Source organism: Iodidimonas sp. SYSU 1G8, from assembly GCF_039655775.1.
Classification (GTDB): domain Bacteria; phylum Pseudomonadota; class Alphaproteobacteria; order SMXS01; family SMXS01; genus RI-34.
The window spans coordinates 908208-924135 of sequence record NZ_JBBYXJ010000001.1 but is presented as its reverse complement, the minus strand read 5'-3'; the positions used below and the strand labels follow the sequence as shown (position 1 = coordinate 924135).

Below are 15928 nucleotides of genomic sequence, written 5' to 3'. Positions count from 1 at the left end.
TCGTCCTCCCATGATGGATCTTGTCAAGGTACGTGCCTGCATGTCGGTCGCCGATGCCGATCAGCACGCGCTGGTGCTGACGGCGCTGGGGATCCCATCCTTCGTGATCAGCGAGGATGATCGCATAGGGCTCTATACCAGCCCGGAAACAGAGGCCGAGGCACGGCGCCAGCTTGGCGCCTATGATGAGGAAGAACGCCGCCGGCAACGCGCGCGCAGGCCGTTCCGCAGCCGCTTGCCAAGGCTCGAGGGGCTGCTCGCCGTCTGGGCGCTCATGCTCTTCTTCTTCTCAGTGGACACATGGGGCGTGTTCGGCACCGGCTGGACCGCGCACGGCGCCGCGCAGGCGGGCGCGATTGTATCGGGAGAATGGTGGCGGGCGGTGACGGCCCTCTTCCTGCACGCGGACGCCAGCCACATCCTCGGCAACATGGTGCTGGGCAGCGCCGTTGGCGTCCTCGTGACCATGGTGCTCGGCTCCGGCGCCGGATGGTTCGCCATTCTGGTGGCGGGCGCGCTGGGCAATGGCGTCAACGCCCTGATCAACCCGGCCGCGCACGCATCCATCGGCGCATCGACCGCGGTCTTCGCCGCTCTGGGGATTTTGGCCGGCTTCAACCAGGTCTCTTCCGCGCTGGCCTGGCATCGCGGGCTGCGCCGCTGGGGACCCGTCGCGGCCGGCGCGGCCCTGCTGGTCTTCCTCGGCACGGCGGGCGAGCGCACGGACGTCTCGGCCCACGTGGCGGGGTTCTTCGTCGGCGCGCTTGTCGGCTTGATTGCCGGCCGCTACGGCCAGACGCTCATCGCGCGCCGGCGCGTTCAGATCTGGTGCGGCGTGGCGGCGGTCTCGCTGGTCGTCCTGGCATGGACACTGGCCATGACCGCGTAGAAAAGGCGCCGGAACCAGGTTCCGGCGCCTTCATCCCGTGAGCCTGCCGGCCTAACGCGGCAGCGGATGGTAGGTTTCCTTGTAGTACTGCTGCCAGCGCGGGCGCTCCTTATAGAAGGTGCGCGTCTTGTAGTTCGTGTCCCAGTAATCGTCGAAGCTGAAGGTGACGACGCCCACATTCGCCTGCGGCGCCATCTTCACCAGCGCGCCGCGCGTGCTCTGGTACTCCAGCGCGAGGGCGTTGCCCTCGACCCAGCCGCGATCGCCGCCGATGGACACGTCGCACCAGCTCCAGCTTTCCAGGCAGCCATTGACTTCGACCGCGCTGTCGTTCTCGATCACGCCGACGGGCGGGTATTCCGCGCCGGGGCCCGACCGAAGTTCGATGCTCGAGGTGGTGAACCCTTCGGCGGCCTGAGCCGGCAGGGTAGCGACAAGGGCGCCCGCAGCGACGACCGTGCCGGCAAGGATTTTCTTCATCATGGTGCAAACCTCCAAAAGGTGTCTTTGCGAATTCTTGTCCGGCATGTCTCGCGCGCCGGCTGCGGGAGAGATCGACCGCGGCAGACGCCGCTTTATTGTCCGATCTTCTCCCTCCACCGCAGACGAACACTCTGTAAGGACGTGAAGTTCCCTCGAAATACGCCGCTTGTGGTATCTAAATACTTTAAATTGAACTATTTACAGGCGCGTATCGATCCGGACGCGATTGGCGTGATTTTCGGGCCCGCCGATCCGGTTGTTGACGGCTGCGAACCGTCAACCGATGCTGGCTGCAACAGGGGAGAATCTGATGGGACGGGTTGAAGGCAAGATTGCGCTGGTGACCGGCGCGGCTTCGGGTCTGGGCAGGGCCATCGCCGACAGGCTGGCCGAGGAAGGCGCCCATGTGGTGCTGACGGATATCGACACGCAGGCCGGCGAGGCGGCGGCGCGGGAGATCGGCGGCGACGCGATGTTCCTGCACCATGACGTTACCGACGGCGCGCGCTGGGAAGCGGTGATGGCCGCCATCGAGGATCGCCACGGCCGGCTCGACGTGCTGGTCAACAATGCCGGCATCACCCTCATGGGCTCGGTCGAGGATATCGGCTGGGAGCAGTGGCGCCAGACCTTCGCCGTCGATGTCGACAGCGTCTACTGGGGCTGCCGTACCGGCATCGCCCTGATGAAGCGCACGGGCGGCTCCATCGTCAACATCGCCTCGGGCGCCGGCATCAAGGCGAGCGCGGGTCTGTTCGCCTACAACGCGGCCAAGGCGGCGGTGATCGCGGCCACCAAGTCGATCGCCCTGCATTGCGGCCAAAGCCGCTACGGCATCCGCGCCAACGTCGTCGCACCCGGCGCCATCCGCACGCCGATCATCGATAAGGTGCTGGCACAGGTGCCCGATCCCGACGCCATGCTGAAAGGGTTCGAGGCGAGCCACCCCATCGGCTTCATCGGCCAGCCCAGCGACATCGCCAACATCGTGCTGTATCTGGCGTCCGATGAATCCCGCTTCGCCACCGGCGCGGTGTTCTCCGTCGATGGCGGCATGATCCTGTAAGACGCCACGAAAAAGGGCGCCCGCCGGAACGGCAGGCGCCCTTCATTCATGCGGTACGATCAGGCCTTGTCGAAGGTAACGTGCAGTTCCTTCAGCGCCCGCAGCCAGATGCCCGGAACGTGGTCATAGGCGTTCTTGCCCGGAACCGGGCGGATGTTGTGAACCCGCTGGAGCAGGATGTCCCAGGCGCAGTTCTGCTCGAAACGGCTGAGCGAGGCGCCGGGGCAATGGTGCTCGCCCTGGCTGAAGGCCAGGTGACGGCCGGCGTTCTTGCGGTCCAGCTTGGGCACGTTGGGATCGGGGAACTGACGGTGATCGTGGTTGCCCGCGCCGTAGCGGATGCTCAGCGTCGCGCCCTTCGGAATCTTCACGCCGCCGATTTCCACATCCTGGCTGACGAAGCGGTACAGACCCTGCGTCGGCGATTCCAGGCGCAGCACCTCCTCGACGAAGGTCTTGATCTTGCCGCGGTCGGCCTGAAGCTCGGCATAGACCTCCGGGAAGCGGAACAGCAGCCAGAGTCCGTTGGAAATGGCGAAGGTCGTGGTCTCGTTACCGCCGATCAGCAAATGATCGATCATGCCGATCATCTCGTGATCGTGCAGCGGGCGCTTTCGGTCCAGTTCGACATCGAAGATCTCGGTCTGGGTGAGATGCGAGATGATGTCGTCCTTCGGGTTCTTCCGCTTGTCCTTGATGGTGTCGAAAATATAGTGCTGAAGCTCGATATGCTTCTCCACCGCCCACCGCTCGCGCTCCTGGGTCAGGCCGCGCGAGAACGGCAGCACCCACGCGAACGAGCATTCCTTCAGCATGGGCAAGTCCATGCGCGGGAAGCCCAGCAACTCGGCGATGACGATCATCGGCAAGGGCTCGGCGAAGTCCCGCATGAACTCGATTTCGTCCTTGTCGATCCAGCTGTCGATCAGTTCATTGATCGTCTGGCGGATGAACGGCTCGCGGGTGCGCACCGCCGACATGGTCAGCTTCGGGTCCACCAGTTCGCGGTAATGCGCGTGCTTGGGCAGGTTCTCGCCCAGCGGCGTGTAGCGCTTCCAGCCCGTCTTCTCATAGATCGCGCGGTTCTCGGGAAACTTGATCAGCGGTTCGGTGGACTGCACGTCCGGGCCGGTCGTGAACAGCTCGGGGCGCCGCACCACGTACTCGATATCCTCGTAACGGGTCAGCACATACATGCCGATTTCCGGCATGAAATAGACCGGCGCTTCCTCGCGCAGCACGTCATAGGCGGGGAACCAGTTTTCCTGGACCACCGGATCCATGAAATTGATCTCGGCCGCCGACTTGAAGGGGCAACCGGTTGCTTGCTCGTTCATGATACTCTCCCCGTGCGGCGGCACGGAGCCGCCTTAAAGTCACTCGTGAATTGACTTATATATCCGACTTTCGTCGAGATGCAATTCATGGCGGACAGCTTGCCTGAAGCGACTCTCGGCCGGCCGGAAATCCCACCGTTCCACCGAGCAGACGCCCCCGCTGTCATAATGCACGATATTGATCGAATTGCCGACTTCGTTCCGGACTCGCCACGACGTGGCGGTCCCGGCCTGTACCGCCCAGATCTTGCGGGGCAGGCGTACATTGGTCTCGTGCAGCGGGCACACATAGGGCAGGTGAATATGCCCCCCCATGATGATATCGGCGCCCGCCGCCGACCAGCCGGCGATGGCGGCCTTGTGGCCGTGCAGCAGATCGACCTCGTCCTGGGGTCGCTGGACACACACCGGCTGATGCGTGACGACGATCCGCAACTGCGAGTCGCGAGCCTTGCGCAACCGCGCCGCGACGGCCTCGATCTGGGCGCGGGAGACTTCGCCATCCACGTGCCGGTAACGCCGCGTGGTACGCACGGTGATGATGAGCGCGTCGTCGGTGTCGTGGGAAGGCTCGAGCTCCTCGCCGAACACCCGGCTGAAACCGCCATAGGGCGCGAAGAGCCGTGCGGGCAGGTTATACAGCGGGATGTCGTGATTTCCCGGAATGACCATTACCCGTTGCACAGGCAGCCGGTCGACGAAGGCACGCGCCCGGTCGAACTCGTCGCGGCGTGCGCGCTGGGTGATGTCGCCCGACATGACGACCAGATCGGGCGCCGCCTCCGTAACCAGTTCCAGCAAAGCCTCGACGACAGGCGGCTGTTCCGTACCGAAATGCGTGTCCGATATCTGGATCAGCTTCATGCCGGGGCTTCCGCGTCGTCGCTGATCAGCGTGTAGAGCGGCTCGTCCGCCACCTTGAAGACGATTGGCGTGTCCAGCCAGACGATCTCGCCGTCGATCGCCACCTTCATGCGCCGGTTTCGGGACAATCCTTTCGGCGTCACCGTCAGCCGGCGGAAGCTGAAGCTGATGACATTCTCGGCGTCGCCCAGTCGGCCAGCGACCACCCGTAGCATCAGGCCCAGCATGGCCATCGTACCCATGGGCTTTAGCCGAATGGCGGCGAGATGACCCGTCTCGACGCTGGTCGCGAGCGGAATGCCGATCTGTTCCAGTTGCAGCGGATTGTTGCCCACGAACAGGGTTGGCGTCTTGACGTCCTCGGTCACGCCCTGGCTCTCGATCTGAAGGCGCAGCTGCCGGTGATAGCGCATGAGCGTCAGGACGCCCGAACGGAACGCATTGAAGCGGCTGCGGCTGTGGGTTTCCTTGAAGACTTCACGGTCTTCCAGAAGTTGCGGATAGAGCCCCAGGCTCGCATTGACCAGGAACACCCGGTCGTTGACGAAACCGATCTGTACCGGCTTGACCCGCGCGGTCAGGAGCGCGCGCGCGGCGTCTTCGGTTTCCAGCGGAATGCCATTGGTCCGGCAGAAATAGTTGAACGTGCCTTGCGGCAGCACCCCGAACGGGCAGCCGCTGCCCAGAACGGCCTGCGCCACCGCGTTGATCGTGCCGTCGCCGCCCGCGACGACCACGGCGCCATTTTCGGCCTTTGCCTTGGCGATGGTCGCTTTCGCCATCTCCACGATGCGCGATGGTTCCTTCACCAGCACGATCTCGTGGGCGCGCCCAGCCTCGTTGAAAATCTCGGCGATGATCTTCTGCTTGTCGTCGGCGTCCTTCTTGCCGGATGCGGCATTCAGGATGACGAAGAGCTTGGTTTCAGGGGTGTAGGAAACGGCAGTCATGACGCGGCTCGCGGCAACGGCGCGGCGCGGTAGGGCGGCGACTGTCTGGATTTCACGGTGGATCCTTCCGTTGGCTCTTCTGCCTCCGCGCGGCCCTCTTATATAGAAGCGGCGCCGAGGCTCCTGCTATACGCTATGACGGACCCGTTGGTTCCAGTTACCGCCGCACGGCGGCCCGTGGATAATCGAAGGAGACTCCCCATGCGGAAATCCCGTTCCGTTCAGCTTGCCCTCATGGGAACCGCCGCCATGACCATGGCCGCCTGTGGCGATGCGGGACCACCTCCCGATTCGCGCTTCTTCGCCGACGTGAAGGAATGCACCTCGCAGACCGGCGATGCCCAGGCCTGCGAGGCGGCCAAGGCGGAAAGCGAGAAGACGCACGCGCAGGAAGCTCCCAAATTCGCCCGCAAGGAACAATGCGAGGCCGAGTTCGGCGCGGGCAATTGCGAAACCCAGCAGGCGTCCGGCGGCGGCAGCTTCTTCATGCCGCTGCTGATGGGCTACATGATGGGCAACATGATGAGCGGCGGCAACCGGTTCAGCCAGCCGGTCTATCAGGGGCGGGACGGCAAGGCGGTGATGCCGGCCAATGGCCGGATGTACAACGTCGGCAACTTCAACCGCGGCGTCGGCGCCACCGCTTTCCAGCCCGCGTCCCGCGTGTCCGAAGTCTCGCGCGGTGGCTTTGGCGGCACCTCGTCCCGTTACCGTTCTTCGGGCGGCTGAGCGGCATGGAACGGCTGGCGGCCGAGCCGCGTCCTGATTGGCGCGCGCATGTCGAACGCGATCTGGGCTTTGCCTTCCACACCATGGATGGCGCCCTCTACTGGGACGAAAGCGCCTGCTACCGCTTCACCACCGACGAGGTGGATGAGATCGAGGCGGCGACCAACGATCTTGAAGGTCTTTGTCTCGAACTGGTCGACAAGGTGGTCGACAAGGGCGAGGAGGCCCTTGAGCGGCTGCATATCCCTCGTCACGCCTGGGAAGCCATTGCCGGAAGCTGGCATGTGGGGGAAAAGAACCTCTACGGCCGCTTTGATCTGCGCCATGATGGTGCCGGTCCCCCCAAATTGCTCGAATACAATGCCGACACGCCGACCTCCCTGTTCGAGGCCGCGGTGGTCCAGTGGGACTGGCTGGAGACCCAGTGGCCGGACCGGGACCAGTTCAACTCCATCCATGACCGCCTCATCGAGGCATGGCGCGGCTTTGGCCTCGGCCGTGAGCGGGTGTATTTCTCGGCGATCCGCGACAGCATCGAGGACGCGGGCACGGCGGATTATCTGCGTGACACGGCCATCCAGGCCGGCCTCGACACGGCGCCGATCGCCGTCGAGGATATCGGTTGGGATGGCGAGCGCTTCCTCGATCTGGACAATCGTGAAATCGCCATCCTGTTCAAGCTCTATCCCTGGGAGTGGCTGGTCAACGAGGATTTCGGCGCGCACCTGCTGACCGGCGTCACCAAGGTGATCGAGCCGGCCTGGAAGATGGTGCTCTCGAACAAGGCCATGCTGGCGCTGCTCTGGGAGATGGCGCCTGGCCATCCGAACCTGCTGCCTGCATCCCTCGACCCGTCCGCCTTCGCCGGAAAGACCGTCCGCAAGCCGATCTTCGGGCGCGAGGGCGCGAACGTGCAGGTGCGCGACGGCGCCGCTGTGCTCGCGGAATCCGCGGGGGATTATGGCGCGGAAGGTTTTGTCTGGCAGGAATATGCCGAGCTGCCCTGTTTCGGCGGGCAATATCCGGTGATCGGCTCCTGGGTCGTCGCCAGCCAGTCGGCGGGCATGGGTATCCGCGAGGATTCGTCGCCGATCACCCGGGATACGAGCCGTTTCATACCGCATTTTTTCGACTGAACAGGGGGAACACGAACCATGGCTATTTCGACCTCGCTGGAGACGCTGGGAAGCTTCTCGCTCTATTTCGGTGCCGCGCTGGTCGCGCTGGCCATCTTCCTGTCGCTCTACATGGCGGTGACGCCCCATAACGAGGCGGCGCTGATCCGCAAGGGCAACACCGCTGGCGCCATCAGCCTGATGGGCGCGCTGATCGGCTTCACGCTGCCGCTCGGGGCGGTGATCGAATACAGCGTGTCGCTCGCCGACATGGCGGTCTGGAGCGCCATCGCCATCGCCGTCCAGCTCGCGGTCTATCTGGTGGTGAACTTCCTGCTGCGCGCCATTTCCCGGCAGATCGAGGACGGCAATCTTGCCGCCGGCATCACGCTCGCGGGCGCGTCGGTCGCCATCGGCGTGCTGAACGCCGCCTGCATGAGCTACTGACACAAAAAAGGCGCGCACCCGGCAAGGTGCGCGCCCCTGTTTCGAGGCCGATCACTCGGCCATCATGTTATTGCCTTGCCGATGAAGACCGCGATCACCAGGAAGATCACGAAGATCGCGATGGCGATGAAGAACAGGAACTTGGCGATACCGGCCGCAGCGCCGGCAATACCCGTGAAACCGAGCAGTCCCGCGACGACCGCGATGACGGCGAAGATAAGCGCCCATTTGAGCATGATGGTACCTCCGTGATTATGGAGAGCCAACGCGGCCATTAAGCGATTTGTTCCGTGTGTCGCATGTGACACAGTCGCTTTCGCATCATCGAAATCAGGGGAGACGCCGATGACACCGATCATGAACCGAACCAGCATCATCCAGAATTGCTACATCGTGCGCGACCTTGAACAGGCCTGCGCGCGCATGAACAAGCTCTACGGCATCGGCCCGTTTCTCGGCGGTGGCAACGGTGTCTTGAATGAACATTATTACCGGGGACAAAAGGCGGACCCGATCGAGATTCGAGGCGTCTTCGTCCAGTCCGGCGACCTCAACATCGAACTGGTTCAGCTGGTCTCGAAAGGCCCGTGCGCCTTCAGCGACATGTTCCCGAACGGCAAGGAAGGCTTCCACCACGTCGCCTTCTTCTGCGACGATTACGAGGCCGAGCGCGATGCCTTCGTCGCCGCTGGCTATCCCGTGGCCAGCGAGTTCACCGTCGGGTTCGGCGCCAAGATCTGCTACGTCGACGCGCGCGACAGCCTCGGCCACATGCTGGAGCTCTATCCGGAAAGCGACATCATTCGCGGCATGTACGAGCAGACCCGCCGCGCGGCCGAGACCTGGGATGGCAAGGAACTGATCATCCCCTGGGCCTGAGCGGCCGTATAAGGCCCACGATCGCCGCTGCACGAGCGGTGTCAGCCAACAGGAGATCGACATGAAGGCCGAATGGAACGGGGTCGTGGTCGCCGATAGCGACGATACCGTAGTGGTGGAGAACAACCACTACTTCCCGGAAGGCGCGGTGCCGCGCGACATGCTGAGGCCCAGCGCCACCACCTCGTTCTGTCCCTGGAAGGGCACGGCGCACTACTACACGTTGGTGGTGGACGGGCAGGAGAACAAGGACGCGGTCTGGTACTATCCCGACCCCAAGCCGGCGGCGAAGGAGATCAAGGGTCGCGTCGCGTTCTGGAAGGGCGTCAAAGTGAGCTGAGGAGGCGTCCCGGCGCTCAGATCAGCGTGACCCGATTGGACAGCTCGTCCCGATCGCCTGGCTCGACCGGGAAATGGCTTTCAAGGATCGCCGTGCAGCGTTCGACGGCCGTCACGAAGCCGTCCGCCAACTGGCTGGCGCGCATCTGCGTAACGAAACCGTCGACGATCTCGCGCCATGCCGCCTCTGGAATGCGCTCGGCAATGGCGCGGTCCGGCAGGATCTCCACATGGTGCTCCGCCAGCGACACGAACAGCAAAAGGCCGGCGCTGCCCTGCGTGCGCTCCTGCACCAGTGCGGCGAATTGCAGCCGCGCCAGCTTGGCGGCTTCATCGCGCCGTACCGACGCGGGGGCGAGAAACGGGCGCAGGACGGGCAGGTGCAGCAATAGCCCCGCCACGAGGAACACCATGGCCTGCGCGGCGAAGGCCAGCTTCAGGCCCAGTCCCGGCTCCAGCACCGCGATCGCGCCGCCCGTGACCAGCGCGAGCAGGGCGGCCCACAGGATCGGATAGGCGTCGTAGTCGTCGGCGGCATCCGCCACCACCAGCGCGAATTCGGCGCTCGTGCGCTTCTCGGCGGCGATCACCGCCGCCTCGATCCGGTTCTGTTCGTCGGGGCTCAAAGGCATGGCGTCACCATCGGCCCGAGGCGCCGCCGCCGCCGAACGAGCCGCCGCCGCCGGAAAATCCGCCGCCACCGCTGCTCCAGCCGCCGCCGCGGCCCAGACCGCCGAGGGCGATTCCGGCCAGTCCGCCCGCCAGTCCACCGCGCGAGCGCCGGCCCCAGACCCCCGGACGGCGCCGGCCGAACAACCCGCGCAGCACGAAGAACAGAATGATGAAGCCGATATAGAGCAGCGCGCCATAGTCCACATTGTCTGGCTGTGACGGCGCGTCCACTGGCACCGGCGCGGCGCCGTTCCAGCCCAGCGTCTTCAGGATGGCGGCGGTGCCATTGACCACGCCGCCATCATAATCGCCCGCCTTGAACGCCGGCAGGATCTGCTCCTCGATGATGACCCGGCTCAGCGCGTCGGTCAGCTCGCCCTCGAGGCCATAACCGACCTCGATGCGGACCTGCCGGTCATTCGGCGCGACCAGCAGGATCGCGCCATTGTTCTTGTCCTTCTGGCCGATGCCCCAATGCCGGCCAAGCTGATAGCCATAATCCTCGATCGGCCGGTCCTGCAGGCTCTTGACCGTCGCGACGACAACCTGCTTTCCCGTGTCCTTCTCGAAGCCCTGCAGCCAGCTCGTCAGCCGCAGCTCCGCCGCCTGCGACAACACGTCCGCGTCATCGACGACACGGCCGGTCAGCGCGGGAAATTTCGGCTCGGCCGCGAAGCCGGGCAGCGCCGCCACGCACAGCAACAGTGCCAGGAAAAATCCCGGCAACAGCGGATGCCGGACGACGCTTTTCATCACTGGAAATTCACCTTGGGTGCGGTCTGGGCTTCAGAGGTCGCGGCAAAGGTCTCCTTCACCTTGGCGTCGGGATAGAAGATGCCCGCGACCCAGCGGCCCGGAATGGTGCGCAGCTCCGTATTGTATTTCTGCACGGTCAGATTGTAGTCGCGCCGCGCGATGGTGATCCGGTTCTCGGTGCCTTCGAGCTGGGATTGCAGCGCCAGGAAATTCTGGTTCGCCTTCAGGTCGGGATACTGCTCGACGACCACCATCAGCCGGGCGAGGGCGCTCGTCAGCCCGGCCTGGTTCTGCTGGAACTGCTGGAACGCCGCGGGATCTTCCGTGACGCTTTCCGGCAATGTCATCTGGGTGGCCTTGGCGCGCGCCTCGACCACGGCCGTCAGCGTTTCCTGCTCGTGGCTGGCGTAGCCTTTCACCGTCTCCACCAGATTGGGGATCAGGTCGGCGCGGCGCTGATACTGGTTCTGCACCTCGGCCCAGGCGGCCTTCACTTCCTCGTCATAGGTCGGCACGTTGTTGATGCCACAGGCCGACAGGCCAACGGCCAGCGCAGCCGCCATCAGGACGGTCTTGCCGGTGGAAATCCAGGTGCGGAACACGGTTGCTCTCCCTCGCATGTATCTCGCCAGCATAACATGACGGCGCTGTCAGCGATGTGGTGATGGTGACGGGGCGCTGCAAGGAGGCGATGGCAATATGGGCCAGGCGCGCGCCAGCCATTGGCGTGGTATCCTCGCGCTCTCGACAGGGGCGCATCATGGTCCACTCCGTTCACGCGCATCTCCGGCGTCACCTCTGGTTCTATCTCGCGGTACTGGCGGGCATTGCTCTCTGGGCCGCGCTCGATGGCATGCGGCCGTCTCTCAGGCTCGCCCTGTCCGGCGACATGGTATTCGCGACCTATCTTCTCGCCGCTATCGTCCGCCTTCGCGGGTCATCGCCCGGGATGATCCGCAAGCGGGCGGAGCGGGGCGATGAAGGCATCGTCATCATCATGCTCATCACTCTCGCGGCCGTGGCCCTCAGCCTTGAATCGATCTTCGGTCTGGTCAATGCGCCGGAGCGCGAGGCAACGTCCCTGTTCCTGCTGTCGCTGCTCGGTGTTCCGCTCGGATGGACCACGCTCCACACCGTCATGGCCTTCCATTACGCCCACCGCTTCTACGCGGTCGCGCCGGGTGGCGGTGACGCGAGGGGGCTGGAATTCCCGAACACGCCGGAGCCGTCGGCGTGGGATTTCCTTTACCATTCCTTCACCATCGGCATGACCGCCCAGGTATCCGACGTTCAGGTCACCGATGGCGCGACCCGCCGCATGACGTTGCTGCACGGCGTGGTCTCGTTCTTCTTCAACGCCGTCATCGTCGCGCTGGCCGTCAACGTCGCCATCGCCCGTACCAGTTGAGCATTCGCGCTTTATTTCCGCGACCGTGCTGGTTTAGGGTGCCGCTCCATCGAACAATGCTGACGGAGTGACGCGCATGGAGACCATCGGACTCGGCTTCTATTTCGAGGAAATGCCCGTCGGGCGCACCTTCCGTACCCTCGGCCGCTCGATCACCGAGCCGGACATCGCCAACTTCCTCGGCGCCACCGGCATCACCGAGGTGCTGTTCACCAATCTCGATTATCTGCACAACCACACCGATTTCCCCGGCCGTCTCGTCCCCGGCGCGCTGGTGCTGAGTGTCGCCGAAGGCCTGGTCATGACCGCCTCGATCCAGACCACGGGCGTCGCCTTCCTCGACATGGAAATGACCATCAAGGGCCCGGTCTTCGCCGGCGACACCATCCATGTGGACTGCGAAGTGATCGAATCCCGCCGCACCAGCAAGCGTCCCGACCGTGCCCTCGTGCGCACCCGCAACACCGTGGTCAATCAGGACGGCAAGACCGTCATGATCTACACCCCTCTGCGCATGATGAAGTGCAAGACGGAAGGCTGACAGCCTCTCGGCCTCGCTTTTTCTGACAAGCCATGCCGTTCCCGACGGCATGGCTTTTGTTTTGCCGACAGCCTCCCGTCACCGTTTTTCCAGCGCGCCTTTGAGGCGTGCCAGCTTGTCCACCGCCTGCGCCGCGTAGGCGCCGATCCACCGGTCGTGGATCTGTTTGATGGGCACGGCATTCAGATGGTTCCAGCGCTCGCGCCCCTCGCGGCGCGCGATCACCAGCTCGGCGTCTTCCAGCACCTTCAGATGTTGCATGACCGTGCATCGGTCCAGATCGGGGAAGTACGAGCACAGCTCGCCCGTCGTGCGCGGCTGGTCCCTCAGCGCGTCCAGGATCGACCGGCGGCTGGCATTGGCCAGCGCCTTGAAGATGCGGTCGTTTTGCGCCTCGATTGACATGTTATAAATTTATAACATAATGGCGCTGAACCCAAGGAGAATCGCCATGGAGCTGAAGTTCAAGGTCGCCGGCCGCATCGCCCGTCCCGTCGCCGAGGTCTTCGAGGCCGTCGTCAACCCGGACCATTTGTCGCGCTATTTCACCACGGGCGGCGCGAAGGGGCGGCTGGAGACCGGCGTCACCGTCTACTGGGACTTCGCCGACTTTCCCGGCGCGTTTCCGGTCGAAGTCGTGGCGGTCGAGGAGAACAGGCGCATCGTCTTGCGCTGGGAGGCCAATGACGGCGCGCCGTCCGACGGCGAAGCGGCCGTGACCGCCTCGGCCGGCTACAGCACCACGGTCACCATGGAGTTCGAGGCGCTCGAGGATGGCCGCACGCTGGTGACCATCGCCGAGGAAGGCTGGCGCGAGACGCCGACGGGTCTGAGCGCGTCCTATGGCAATTGCCAGGGCTGGTCCCAGATGCTGTGCGCCATGAAGGCCTGGCTCGAGCACGGCATCAATCTGCGCGACGGCATGTACATTTGATCAGCGCGACGGCGTCGGTCCGGACGTCGGCCGCAATCGCCGCCGGAGCGGACCGATCCAGCGCTTGATCGTCTTCTTCATCCGCATGAGCGTCTCGACGGCGGCGGTCTTGACCGGACCGCATCGCACGATGGGGCGCGTCAGGTGGCTGTAATGCGTCGCGAAGAACGCTTCATGCGCCATATCGTCGGCCGCATCCACCATGGTGTAAACCAGGCCATCTTCGCCGTGATTGACCCAGCGCCGGTGCGGCGCGCGGTCGAGCAGCGGCGCGATCGCCAGGCTGTAGGCGATCGGTCCGGTGACCCGCAGCACGCCCTTGCGCGCGACGCCGTGGCGAAGCGGTTCATAGCATTCGATGTTGCGCAGAACCCGCAGGATCACGGCCCGCAGGAACGGGTGGCCCGGCGCGCACGCGATGTACCACTGCTCGAATTCTCCGCCGGGCAACGCCGTCAGCTCCCGATGGGATCCCCAATGACGCCGCGCGCCGTCATCGCGGTCGCCCCAGTGGGACAGCAGGAAACGGTCGCCGGGCCGCAGCACCGTATCGAGCGGCACGTGGCTGCCGCTTTTGATGTCCAGGTACACGCCTCCCATCCTGTACATCAGCAGGTATCGGAACAGATCGGCGCGGGCGGCGCCGTACGACGGATCGAGCCTGTTGAACAGATCCAGCACCGCCGGGCCATAGGCATGGCCGATGAATTCGGCCACGTCCCGGTCGTCGTAAAGACGGTGCTCCCAGCCGGGATTACCGTCACGCAGCGCGTCAACGATGACCCGCAGGGCGGGCGGCAGGGTCTTGTCCGGGAATGTCTGGTGGATGATCCGGGGAACGCGGTCGCCCTCGGGAACGACCGGCAGCGCGCCGGCCCAGTCCGCCTGATTCAATCGGCTCAAGACAGATCGCCCCGCAAATGGTCCGCGAGACGGAGCGAGAGCGCGACGATGGTCAGGGTCGGATTGGCCCAGCCCCCGCTCGGAAACACCGATGATCCGGCGACATGGAGGTTGTCGATCTCGTGGGCGCGCAAATTGCTGTCGACCACGCCGCGGCGCGGAGCGTCGCTCATGCGGGTCGTGCCCATGTGATGACGGGCGGTCGTCGTGCCCTTGAGAATCTGCCTTTCCGATACCGGCATTTCGTGAATGAAGCGGCCGATGCCGGCCCTGGCCAGCTCGGTCGCGAGTACCGCATGGGCCTTGGCGATTCCGTCCCGGTCCTGGGCGCTCAGGCGCCAGTCCAGCGCGGCGAGCTGTTCGCCCTGTGCGTCACGTTGGCGCGAAAGGGTGACCCGGCTCTCTGGATTGGGCACCTGTTCGACATTGTTCATCAGCCACAAACACCAGTGGGACGGCTTCCGCCCGGTCAGGACCCTGAGGGCTTCCAAGGGATGCCGGGCAAGGGTCGCCGCCGCCATCCGCGTCGCTGGCCGCGACCCGAACGCCGGACGCCCGGCCGTGCGCTTGGCCGCCCAGCGCAGGCGCGGCACGCACAGGATCTCGGCGCGGAAACCGGGAATCCGCAATCTCCGCTCCAGCGACTCCGTCGCCGCCAGGTGGAAGCGTACCCTGTGACCGTCCAGCGCCACGCCGGTGTGATAATGGGCCAGCTCGTCTCTGACGTCGCGTGCCTCGTCCAGGCTCACGACGCCGCTGAAATAGACCGGGTGCTCCATGAAATTGCGCCCGACCAGATCCGTTCCGTTGGCCACGCCGGTCTCGCCCGAGGCGAGCAGCAGGCGGGCATTCTCGATGCCGCCAGCCGCCAGCACATAGCGCCTGGCGCGAACGGCGCGCGTCGTTCCGTTCCGGCTCTTGACGGTCAGGCTCGCCACGGCGCGGCCCGAAGGCGCCAGTACGATCCGTGTGACCCGGGCGTGAAGCATGCGCCTGATCTTGCGGTCGGCCGCCAGCGCCGGGCCGAACGCCGCGCCGAATTCCAGCGGCTGGTAGCGCGAGAGGGTGGTCTCGAAATGGTCTCCCGCCAGCGGCAGCAGCTCCCGCCCCAGGCGCCGCGACGCGGCGGCGGCGTCGAAATCCTGTCCGCCCAGGCCGAGCATTCGGCAGGCGCGCTCATAATAGGGTGCCAGGGTTTCGAGGCCGAAGGGCCATTCGCCGCCCGCCACCCAGTCGCGCGCGCCCATGTGAAGGGCGCGAAGCGGGACGCAATGCCCGCCCCAGAGATGGCTCGTGCCGCCAAAGCGCTGGGCGCGGCCGCCATCGGATGGTGGATAGGGGCGGCCGATCACGTCGAGCCGCTCGGGCTCGGCCGCCTCGAGTCCGCCCCTGTCCAGCAGGCAGACCCGGAGGTTGGCGTTCGTCAGCGCGTGCGCCAGCGTGATCCCGGCAGGGCCGGCGCCAACGATGCAGATGTCGGTCTCGATATCGCCGTGATCATCGACGTCCAGGTCGACCGAGCCTCCTCCCATGTATGGTCCCTTGCATGTTGAGGGCGGCATCATGCCACAGCATGCCGAGAGGCGATAACAACGACTCCGATTTTTCTGGCCGGG

21 protein-coding genes are annotated in these 15928 nt (G+C 64.9%); 10 read left to right on the top strand and 11 right to left on the bottom strand.

Annotated features, from left to right (window positions below; genetic code table 11):
- The first annotated feature begins 10 nt into the window (after positions 1-10).
- Complete coding sequence (locus WJU17_RS04560; protein WP_346326152.1) at positions 11-889, top strand: rhomboid family intramembrane serine protease; 879 nt, start codon at positions 11-13, stop codon at positions 887-889.
- A gap of 51 nt (positions 890-940) precedes the next feature.
- On the opposite strand, the gene WJU17_RS04555 is transcribed toward WJU17_RS04560, so the two are convergent.
- Positions 941-1372, bottom strand: coding sequence for an SH3 domain-containing protein (locus WJU17_RS04555; protein ID WP_346326151.1), 432 nt, complete (start codon positions 1370-1372; stop codon positions 941-943).
- A 310-nt stretch (positions 1373-1682) separates the two neighbouring features.
- Between WJU17_RS04555 and WJU17_RS04550 the strand changes: the two genes are divergently transcribed.
- Positions 1683-2438 (top strand): glucose 1-dehydrogenase, encoded by a 756-nt coding sequence (locus tag WJU17_RS04550; protein ID WP_346326150.1) that lies wholly within the window; start codon positions 1683-1685, stop codon positions 2436-2438.
- A gap of 59 nt (positions 2439-2497) precedes the next feature.
- Here the strand turns inward: WJU17_RS04550 and WJU17_RS04545 are convergent, their stop codons facing one another.
- The 3 genes from WJU17_RS04545 to WJU17_RS04535 are packed head-to-tail and all read right to left on the bottom strand — an operon-like array spanning position 2498 to position 5589.
- Positions 2498-3775, bottom strand: coding sequence for a cytochrome P450 (locus tag WJU17_RS04545; protein WP_346326149.1), 1278 nt, complete (start codon positions 3773-3775; stop codon positions 2498-2500).
- A gap of 39 nt (positions 3776-3814) precedes the next feature.
- Positions 3815-4639, bottom strand: a complete 825-nt coding sequence (locus tag WJU17_RS04540) for a metallophosphoesterase (protein WP_346326148.1) — start codon at positions 4637-4639, stop codon at positions 3815-3817.
- Positions 4636-5589, bottom strand: coding sequence for a diacylglycerol kinase family protein (locus WJU17_RS04535; protein WP_346326147.1), 954 nt, complete (start codon positions 5587-5589; stop codon positions 4636-4638). Before WJU17_RS04535 ends, WJU17_RS04540 begins: the two co-directional genes overlap by 4 nt.
- A 201-nt stretch (positions 5590-5790) precedes the next feature.
- Between WJU17_RS04535 and WJU17_RS04530 the strand changes: the two genes are divergently transcribed.
- The 3 genes from WJU17_RS04530 to WJU17_RS04520 are packed head-to-tail and all read left to right on the top strand — an operon-like array spanning position 5791 to position 7880.
- Positions 5791-6318 (top strand): DUF1190 domain-containing protein, encoded by a 528-nt coding sequence (locus WJU17_RS04530; protein WP_346326146.1) that lies wholly within the window; start codon positions 5791-5793, stop codon positions 6316-6318.
- A gap of 5 nt (positions 6319-6323) precedes the next feature.
- Entirely contained in the window at positions 6324-7454 is a 1131-nt protein-coding gene (locus WJU17_RS04525; protein ID WP_346326145.1) for a glutathionylspermidine synthase family protein, read from the top strand.
- An 18-nt stretch (positions 7455-7472) separates the two neighbouring features.
- Positions 7473-7880, top strand: coding sequence for a DUF350 domain-containing protein (locus tag WJU17_RS04520; RefSeq protein WP_346326144.1), 408 nt, complete (start codon positions 7473-7475; stop codon positions 7878-7880).
- Positions 7881-7942: 62 nt separating this feature from the next.
- Here WJU17_RS04520 and WJU17_RS04515 read toward each other — a convergent pair whose 3' ends face one another.
- Complete coding sequence (locus WJU17_RS04515) at positions 7943-8116, bottom strand: DUF1328 domain-containing protein (protein ID WP_346327392.1); 174 nt, start codon at positions 8114-8116, stop codon at positions 7943-7945.
- 109 nt (positions 8117-8225) lie between these two features.
- Here WJU17_RS04515 and WJU17_RS04510 point away from each other — a divergent pair, with 109 nt between their 5' ends.
- Both WJU17_RS04510 and WJU17_RS04505 read left to right on the top strand, forming a co-directional pair.
- The gene (locus WJU17_RS04510) at positions 8226-8759 is read left to right on the top strand and encodes a VOC family protein (RefSeq protein WP_346326143.1); all 534 of its coding nucleotides are present in this window, start codon (positions 8226-8228) and stop codon (positions 8757-8759) included.
- Between the two features lie 61 nt (positions 8760-8820).
- Complete coding sequence (locus WJU17_RS04505; protein ID WP_346326142.1) at positions 8821-9099, top strand: DUF427 domain-containing protein; 279 nt, start codon at positions 8821-8823, stop codon at positions 9097-9099.
- 16 nt (positions 9100-9115) lie between these two features.
- Here WJU17_RS04505 and WJU17_RS04500 read toward each other — a convergent pair whose 3' ends face one another.
- The 3 genes from WJU17_RS04500 to WJU17_RS04490 are packed head-to-tail and all read right to left on the bottom strand — an operon-like array spanning position 9116 to position 11089.
- Complete coding sequence (locus WJU17_RS04500; RefSeq protein ID WP_346326141.1) at positions 9116-9730, bottom strand: TPM domain-containing protein; 615 nt, start codon at positions 9728-9730, stop codon at positions 9116-9118.
- Between the two features lie 4 nt (positions 9731-9734).
- Entirely contained in the window at positions 9735-10523 is a 789-nt protein-coding gene (locus WJU17_RS04495) for a TPM domain-containing protein (protein ID WP_346326140.1), read from the bottom strand.
- A complete protein-coding gene (locus tag WJU17_RS04490; protein WP_346327391.1) occupies positions 10523-11089 on the bottom strand; it encodes a LemA family protein in 567 nt (188 codons plus the stop codon). The genes WJU17_RS04495 and WJU17_RS04490 overlap by 1 nt, the downstream gene beginning before the upstream one ends.
- Positions 11090-11286: 197 nt before the next feature.
- On the opposite strand from WJU17_RS04490, the gene WJU17_RS04485 reads away from it, so the two are divergent.
- On the top strand, positions 11287-11934 hold the full coding sequence (locus WJU17_RS04485) for a DUF1345 domain-containing protein (RefSeq protein ID WP_346326139.1): 648 nt from the start codon (positions 11287-11289) through the stop codon (positions 11932-11934).
- A gap of 76 nt (positions 11935-12010) precedes the next feature.
- Positions 12011-12475 (top strand): MaoC/PaaZ C-terminal domain-containing protein, encoded by a 465-nt coding sequence (locus WJU17_RS04480; RefSeq protein WP_346326138.1) that lies wholly within the window; start codon positions 12011-12013, stop codon positions 12473-12475.
- A gap of 78 nt (positions 12476-12553) precedes the next feature.
- On the opposite strand, the gene WJU17_RS04475 is transcribed toward WJU17_RS04480, so the two are convergent.
- Complete coding sequence (locus tag WJU17_RS04475) at positions 12554-12880, bottom strand: metalloregulator ArsR/SmtB family transcription factor (RefSeq protein ID WP_346326137.1); 327 nt, start codon at positions 12878-12880, stop codon at positions 12554-12556.
- 46 nt (positions 12881-12926) lie between these two features.
- Here WJU17_RS04475 and WJU17_RS04470 point away from each other — a divergent pair, with 46 nt between their 5' ends.
- A complete protein-coding gene (locus WJU17_RS04470; protein ID WP_346326136.1) occupies positions 12927-13409 on the top strand; it encodes an SRPBCC family protein in 483 nt (160 codons plus the stop codon).
- On the opposite strand, the gene WJU17_RS04465 is transcribed toward WJU17_RS04470, so the two are convergent.
- Together WJU17_RS04465 and WJU17_RS04460 are read right to left on the bottom strand one after the other, a co-directional pair.
- Positions 13410-14312, bottom strand: a complete 903-nt coding sequence (locus WJU17_RS04465; RefSeq protein ID WP_346326135.1) for a glycosyltransferase — start codon at positions 14310-14312, stop codon at positions 13410-13412. It abuts the gene before it with no gap.
- Positions 14309-15844: a GMC family oxidoreductase gene (locus WJU17_RS04460; RefSeq protein WP_346326134.1), complete on the bottom strand. Its 1536-nt coding sequence runs from the start codon at positions 15842-15844 to the stop codon at positions 14309-14311. Before WJU17_RS04460 ends, WJU17_RS04465 begins: the two co-directional genes overlap by 4 nt.
- Positions 15845-15928 lie beyond the last annotated feature (84 nt).

Bases quoted from the DNA above. Each gene is read 5' to 3' on its own strand.
- WJU17_RS04560 (WP_346326152.1), top strand. From the start codon at position 11: ATGATGGATCTTGTCAAGGTACGTGCCTGCATGTCGGTCGCCGATGCC.
- WJU17_RS04555 (WP_346326151.1), bottom strand. From the start codon at position 1,372: ATGATGAAGAAAATCCTTGCCGGCACGGTCGTCGCTGCGGGCGCCCTT.
- WJU17_RS04550 (WP_346326150.1), top strand. From the start codon at position 1,683: ATGGGACGGGTTGAAGGCAAGATTGCGCTGGTGACCGGCGCGGCTTCG.
- WJU17_RS04545 (WP_346326149.1), bottom strand. From the start codon at position 3,775: ATGAACGAGCAAGCAACCGGTTGCCCCTTCAAGTCGGCGGCCGAGATC.
- WJU17_RS04540 (WP_346326148.1), bottom strand. From the start codon at position 4,639: ATGAAGCTGATCCAGATATCGGACACGCATTTCGGTACGGAACAGCCG.
- WJU17_RS04535 (WP_346326147.1), bottom strand. From the start codon at position 5,589: ATGACTGCCGTTTCCTACACCCCTGAAACCAAGCTCTTCGTCATCCTG.
- WJU17_RS04530 (WP_346326146.1), top strand. From the start codon at position 5,791: ATGCGGAAATCCCGTTCCGTTCAGCTTGCCCTCATGGGAACCGCCGCC.
- WJU17_RS04525 (WP_346326145.1), top strand. From the start codon at position 6,324: ATGGAACGGCTGGCGGCCGAGCCGCGTCCTGATTGGCGCGCGCATGTC.
- WJU17_RS04520 (WP_346326144.1), top strand. From the start codon at position 7,473: ATGGCTATTTCGACCTCGCTGGAGACGCTGGGAAGCTTCTCGCTCTAT.
- WJU17_RS04515 (WP_346327392.1), bottom strand. From the start codon at position 8,116: ATGCTCAAATGGGCGCTTATCTTCGCCGTCATCGCGGTCGTCGCGGGA.
- WJU17_RS04510 (WP_346326143.1), top strand. From the start codon at position 8,226: ATGACACCGATCATGAACCGAACCAGCATCATCCAGAATTGCTACATC.
- WJU17_RS04505 (WP_346326142.1), top strand. From the start codon at position 8,821: ATGAAGGCCGAATGGAACGGGGTCGTGGTCGCCGATAGCGACGATACC.
- WJU17_RS04500 (WP_346326141.1), bottom strand. From the start codon at position 9,730: ATGCCTTTGAGCCCCGACGAACAGAACCGGATCGAGGCGGCGGTGATC.
- WJU17_RS04495 (WP_346326140.1), bottom strand. From the start codon at position 10,523: ATGAAAAGCGTCGTCCGGCATCCGCTGTTGCCGGGATTTTTCCTGGCA.
- WJU17_RS04490 (WP_346327391.1), bottom strand. From the start codon at position 11,089: ATGGCGGCTGCGCTGGCCGTTGGCCTGTCGGCCTGTGGCATCAACAAC.
- WJU17_RS04485 (WP_346326139.1), top strand. From the start codon at position 11,287: ATGGTCCACTCCGTTCACGCGCATCTCCGGCGTCACCTCTGGTTCTAT.
- WJU17_RS04480 (WP_346326138.1), top strand. From the start codon at position 12,011: ATGGAGACCATCGGACTCGGCTTCTATTTCGAGGAAATGCCCGTCGGG.
- WJU17_RS04475 (WP_346326137.1), bottom strand. From the start codon at position 12,880: ATGTCAATCGAGGCGCAAAACGACCGCATCTTCAAGGCGCTGGCCAAT.
- WJU17_RS04470 (WP_346326136.1), top strand. From the start codon at position 12,927: ATGGAGCTGAAGTTCAAGGTCGCCGGCCGCATCGCCCGTCCCGTCGCC.
- WJU17_RS04460 (WP_346326134.1), bottom strand. From the start codon at position 15,844: ATGGGAGGAGGCTCGGTCGACCTGGACGTCGATGATCACGGCGATATC.